The sequence below is a fragment of the Camelimonas sp. FR25 genome (assembly GCF_059740505.1).
This window is the reverse complement of the sequence record NZ_JCAWFG010000005.1, coordinates 53,167-59,263: the sequence shown is the minus strand read 5'-3', so window position 1 is coordinate 59,263 and position 6,097 is coordinate 53,167. Positions and strand designations below refer to the sequence as shown.

At 65.1% G+C, this 6,097-nt stretch carries 5 protein-coding genes; all 5 read right to left on the bottom strand.

The genetic code is table 11. The annotated features are described in order from the left end of the window. Nucleotides 1-268: 268 nt before the first annotated feature. On the bottom strand, nt 269-1,465 hold the full coding sequence (locus AC6A67_RS00380) for an acyl-CoA dehydrogenase family protein (protein WP_498034534.1): 1,197 nt from the start codon (nt 1,463-1,465) through the stop codon (nt 269-271). An 87-nt stretch (nt 1,466-1,552) separates the two neighbouring features. Beyond that, nucleotides 1,553-2,701, bottom strand: coding sequence for an acyl-CoA dehydrogenase family protein (locus AC6A67_RS00375; protein WP_498034533.1), 1,149 nt, complete (start codon nt 2,699-2,701; stop codon nt 1,553-1,555). Between the two features lie 2 nt (nt 2,702-2,703). Then, nucleotides 2,704-3,552, bottom strand: a complete 849-nt coding sequence (locus AC6A67_RS00370) for an enoyl-CoA hydratase (RefSeq protein WP_498034532.1) — start codon at nt 3,550-3,552, stop codon at nt 2,704-2,706. 394 nt (nt 3,553-3,946) lie between these two features. Next, entirely contained in the window at nt 3,947-5,479 is a 1,533-nt protein-coding gene (locus AC6A67_RS00365) for an ATP-grasp fold amidoligase family protein (RefSeq protein WP_498034531.1), read from the bottom strand. Then, the gene (locus AC6A67_RS00360; RefSeq protein WP_498034530.1) at nt 5,416-6,066 is read right to left on the bottom strand and encodes a glycosyltransferase domain-containing protein; all 651 of its coding nucleotides are present in this window, start codon (nt 6,064-6,066) and stop codon (nt 5,416-5,418) included. The genes AC6A67_RS00365 and AC6A67_RS00360 overlap by 64 nt, the downstream gene beginning before the upstream one ends. Nucleotides 6,067-6,097: the final 31 nt, after the last annotated feature.

Here is a 6,097-nt window from a genome sequence, read left to right as displayed (position 1 = left end):
AGCCCTGTGCGCACCTCCGCCCCACCCAGCCAGCGCGCGCCTTTCCCCCCCCACCGTCATGCCCGTGCTCGTCACGGGCATCCACGCCTTCACCCCAGCCGGCCCACGCGCCGCGCCCCGCCAAAGTCGTGGATGGTCGGGTCAAGCCCGACCATGACGGCGCTGAGGCGGGCAGCCCACATCCAGCCGCGAAAAAACCCGCGTGGCGCGCCACGCGGGTTCCCGAGCCATCAGTCCCTGACGCATGCATCAGGGCCCGGGCGCCGCCTCAGAGGCCAACCATCAATTTGGCGATGATGTCGCGCTGCACTTCGGACGAACCGCCGAAAATCGTGAAGGCGCGGCTGTTGAGATATTCCGGAACCAGCGGCAGCTCGCTTTCCGGCAGCGTCGGCTCGCGGTTGAGGTTGTACAGCGGTCGGGCCGGCTCCCACACCAGCGCGTCATAACCCAGCACGTCGACGCCAATACGGGTGATGGCCTGCTTGATCTCGGAGTTGCGCAGCTTGAGCAGCGACGAGATGGCCCCAGGGTTCTGACCAGTCTGCAGCGCCGACATGATGCGCAGCTCGGTCATCTCCAACGCGTCGATGTCGATCTCGATCTCGGAGATCCTCGCGGCGATCGACGGATCATCGACCGGCAGGCCAGGCGCGTCGTCCCTGGCCACCTCGATGACATGCTGCAGGCCACGACGCAGCCGCTGCGCCGCGATGCCGCCGCCGCGCTCGAACTCGAGCAGATATTTGCCATAGGTCCAGCCCATGCCCTCTTCGCCGATCAGATTGGCGGCGGGCACGCGCACGTCGTCGAAGAAGACCTGGTTGACCTCATGGTCGCCGCCAATGGTCAGGATCGGCCGGATGGTGATGCCCGGCGAGGTCATGTCGATCAGGATAAAGCTGATGCCTTCCTGCTTGCGACCGCTGTCGTCGGTGCGCACCAGCGCGAACATCATGTTCGCTTCATGGGCGTGGGTGGTCCAGATCTTGGTGCCATTGATGACGTAGTCGTCGCCATCGCGCACCGCGCGGGTCTTCAGCGAGGCGAGATCCGAACCAGAGCCTGGCTCCGAATAGCCCTGGCACCAATAATCCTCGCAATTGAGGATGCGCGGCAGGAACTTCGCCTTCTGCTCGGGCGTGCCGAACTTGATGATCACCGGGCCGACCATGGACAGACCCATGGGCGAGGTGCTCGGCGAGCCGGCCATGGCGCATTCGGAGGCGAAAATGTAGCGCTGCGCCGGGGTCCACGACGGGCCGCCAGCCTCAACCGGCCAGAACGGCGCCGCCCAGCCCTTGGCCGCCAGCGCCTTGTGCCAGACGTCCGACACTTCCTTGTCCGAGAACACCGAGGGCGTCAGCGCTTGGGCGCGCTTCATCTCGGGGGTGATGACCTTGGCGAGGAAGTCACGGACTTCCTGGCGAAAGGCGATTTCTTCTTCAGAGAACGTGAAGTTCATCGCATGCCTCTTCTGGAGCTCATTGTCTCCGGCAGGGCGGGCTTCAGCGCTGGCGAGCCGCAACCCTGCTGATGGGTGCAAAACGGTTCAGGCGGCGCGGGCGTTAGCGCTCAGCGTGGCGTGGCGGCGCAGATGATGGTCGGGGCCGCCGAACATGGCGTCGAAGAACACCACGCGCTTGAGGAAGGCGCCGATCTCCAGCTCTTCCGTCACGCCCATGCCGCCATGCAGCTGCACGGCCTGCTCGGCCACATAGCGCGCGCCCCGGCCAATCTTGACCTTGGCGCCCGAGGCGGCGCGGCTGCGGCTGACCGCGTCTTCCGTTGCGAACAACGCGGCGCGCAGGGCCAGCGAACGCGCCTCTTCCACGGCGACCGCCATGTCAGACATGCGGTGACGCAACGCCTGATTGACCGACAGCGGCTTGCCGAACTGTTCGCGAGTCTTGATGTAAGTGGCGGTGGTCTCCACCAGGGTCTGCATCATGCCGACAGCTTCGGCGCACAGCGCGGCGATGGCGCGATCAACCACCGCCTCGATCACCGGCAAGGCGTTGTCATCGCCGCCCAGCAGCGCCTCGGCGCCGACGCGCACGCCGCCCAAGCTGATCTGGGAGACCTTGCCGCCGCCCAGACGCAGATCGGTGGTGAGGCTGACGCCAGCAGCGTCACGCGGCACAAGGAACAGGCCGACGCCAGCAGCATCGGCGACAGCGCCGCTGATACGGGCCGACACCAGCAGCACATCGGCCTCATCGGCGTCGAGCACCGCGGTCTTGTCGCCAGTGATCACCCAGCCATCGCCGTCGCGGACGGCGGTGGCGGCCACATGCGCGAGATTGTAGCGGGCGGCGCGCTCGGAATGGGCCAGCGTCAGACGCAGGGCGCCCTCGGCCACCTTCGGCAGGATATCAGCCTGCTGGGCGCTGGAGCCAGCCTGCATCACCGCGCCAGCCCCGAGCACCACCGTCGACAGATATGGCGAATCGACCAGGCCCTGGCCGAAGGACTCCATCAGAATGCCGGTTTCGACGGCGCCGCCGCCGAGGCCGCCGAGCTCTTCCGGAACGGGAAGCGCCAGCCAGCCGAGATCCGCGAACTCTTTCCAGGTGGCGGGCGCAAAGCCCTCGCCCGCCTCATGGCGCTTGCGGCGCGCGTCGGCGTTATACTGGTCGCGGACAAAACGCTCTGCGCTCTCGCGCAGCATGCGCATTTCTTCGGTTGGGGTCAGATCCATGGTCAGACTGTCGCCTTGTCCTTGACCGACGCGTGCACGCCGGTCGGGTCTACGAGTGAACCAAATTGCTGCTGATTGTGCGCGTGGCACAGGTGATGCAGCGCGTATGCCTTATCGATCGCCGCCTGCTGGCCCATGATGTCGAGCGTGCCATTGACGGCCTCCTTCGACATCTTCAGCGCAAAGGCCGGCTTGGCGGCGATGCGGCTCGCCAGCCCAAGCGTGAACGCCGCAAGCTCAGCCCGTGGCGTCACATGATTGACCATGCCGAACTGCCGCGCTTCCTCAGCGCTCCAGGCGTCGGCGGTGAACAGGAATTCCTTGGCCTTGCGCGCCCCCAGCTCCCAGGGATGCACGAACCATTCGACGCCGCAGACGCCCATATTGACGACGGGATCACAGAAGGAAGCGTCATCGCTGGCGACGATGAGATCGCAGGCCCAGGCCAGCATCAGGCCGCCGGCGATGCAGCGGCCCTGCACCTCGGCGATGGTCGGCTTGGCAATATTGCGCCAGCGCCGGGTCATCTGCAGATAGATCTCCTGCTCGCGCGCATAGAGCCCATGCACGGCGCCCTCGGAAAACCCACCCCAATTGAACACCGGCGGAAAATCGACGCCGGCGGCGTTTTTCGTCCCGGCGCGCAGATCATGGCCCGCAGAAAAATGCGGATCCGCGCCCGCCAGAATGATCACCTTCACCGCATCATCTGCTGCGGCGGCGTCCATGGCGGCGTTCAGATCATAGGTCAGCTGCAAATTCTGGGCGTTGCGCGCCGCCGGGCGGTTCATCACGATCCGCGTCACGCCCGGCACCGGCTGTTCAACCAGCACGGTTTCATAGCTCGACATTGGCCCCCTCCTCCTCACTGCGGCGACCGCAGGAAGGGGCGCCCCTGTCTGATTTTCTTTGCCGCGCCACGTTTCCACCCCGGCCATAGCGCGACACACGCGCAGACGTCGCGAGCATGTAGCGCAAGGCCGGAAGGTTTCAGGCACGATTGATCAAACGTTAGTTCTATAAACCCGTCGCGTCCAGATTTGTCGAGCGCGACCAGGCGCGCCTGCACTGGTTACAGCTGCGACAAATAGCCGGCGCAGCGCCCGCCGCTACGCACGGATCTGCAGAGCGAGGGCTTGCGCCAGGGGGGGCTGCCATGACCAGCAATGCGGTCGCGGCCGCGCCGCCAGCGCAGCGCACGTCTGGGCGCGACACGCGGCGCCGGGCCGTCCCCTCGAACAACCTTTAGTAGTCTTGCCGCCACCACGAGGCCAACAATTGCTCAAACGGCTCCGGCCGCCACACGCCGCGGCCAGCGCTGGGGTAATTGGTCAATTCGCCAAAGTAAAAGCGGCCATCAACATTGTACATATCGACCCGGAGGAAATCGACCGGCGCGGCCAGCGCCACAACATGGGCGAGGAGCTGCTCGAAATTGGCTGGCCGCGACGGCGGAACTGCAGGCGGCGGCCTCAATTCGCCAACAATCAATGACACCGGCAGAACGTTCCAATCCCGGTCAAATGTGATTCTGGTGATGTCGCCGTTCAGCGTCTGCGCGGCGACACGAATGACCTTCACGACGCCGTTGAATACGAAGAACCTGTACTCGCTTGGGGCGCTCCCGTCCGCGCATTTGTGCAATTGTTCGCAGAAAACGCGTCTTGGGATGCCCTCATAGGCCCACTCCGGGTAACGCCCCTCCCACCAGTCAAAGTCGAGCGCCAGCCAGTACGCCGACAGGCGCTCAATCGCCGCGCAGTCCGCCGTATCCGGATGGGTCCAGTAGCGGGTCCAGCCGACGGGCGTGTGCCCGTCGGGCAGCGGATCACGTTTGGCGCCCTCCCACACCACCACGACGCCGCCCGAGCCGTGATTAACCTTGCACACATACTCGCGCGGCAAAGCCTGCCAGGGGATGTCTTCCGCGCGCTCCGCAACCGCATAGATCTCCGCCAGATATTCGGCGCCCACGGTGCTGGCGACATAATCACGGACGGCGATCTTGTCGGCGAAGACCTTCAGAATGGGATTGCGATCAAACGCCATTTTCCGCAGCACGCGCTCGCCGAAGGTGCGGGGCGCCGCCGGCGCCGCCCGAAACAGCGCCTGCCACCCGGCGGCGTGGGCTTCATTGCGTGCAGGCGGCGGCTTCGGGCCATCGTCCGCCGGAAGCGCTGGCGCAGCGACAGGCGACGCACGCCGACCTGCCAGGTCCCTGGCCAGGCGCAGGCCGCGCCACCCTGCGTGCATGGCGCGCCATGCGCCCTCCGCCGCCACGGGGTAACGTCCAGCAAGCGCCGAGAGCTTGCGGGACAGTATATCGGCACGGCCCGGCGGCACAGCGTGCGCAACGTCAGCGGGCGGCGGCGTTCCCACAGTGCAGAACTGGGGTGACATTTGCGCCAGCTGCAGCGCCTGGGCGAAGGCGTGTTGCAAACGTGAATGCGCCTCCTCCTCCTGAACCCGTGCAGACGCCTGCGCGGTCAGGCTGTCCGCCTGGGTCTGAGCCTGGAGCGCGCCTTGCAGCCCGGCGATGGTTATCGTCGCCTCGGCCAGCTGCTGCTCGAGCACGCGCACCTGGGCGATGACCGGACGCATGCTGACCGCGGGATTGCGCGCGCCTGCGGCGCTATCCCTGCCGGGCGCATGCGGCCAGCTGTGGAGGTCCGATCGGTGATTATCCAGATCGAGGATGTTGGGGCGGAGCCCGGTCACGGCGAGCGCGTAATGATCGACAGCTGATCCCGTCGGGAATAGCGCGCGATGTGCGCCCACCACGTCTCCATGGTCTGTTGCAGTAGCGGATCGTGATGATCACGCAGCATCATCGCCGTCCACAACGGCTTTTCGGACAGCAGCGCGTCATGCGTCAGCGCATAATGGTTCAACTGTTCGAAGATGCGGCTGCCATCATCATAGCCGAGGCGCGCAACTTCAAGGAACTCGTCGAGAACAGTGTCCCTGAAGCTGTGCGCCGGCAGCGTCAACGCAGATGTCCGCCAGTTGTCAGCAAAAATTGCGCTGACATCGCGCGTGATCTGAACCGTATTGTCGACGTAGAGCGACCAGCGGAATTCAGGCAAATAGCGATGCGCCAACACCTTGAGCGCACGTTGGCTGCGTATCTCATCAAAGGCAAACAGCGGCGTAATACGGCGAATTTCCCAATGCGCGCTCACAAGATCTGGATCATCCGTCAGGCAGATATGCCGGATGCCCGCCGCATTGGGAAACTGAACATCATTGAAGTCTTCGTAACGGCCAATCAGCGTCTTGTAGACGCAGAAATCCGTCCGCAGATCCGTGGTCAGGCCGCCGCTTTCGGCGCCAGAATCCACGTCCGTGCCGTCGTATAGGCGCACGCGTGTAACCTCCCCAAGCGCCCAAATGTCA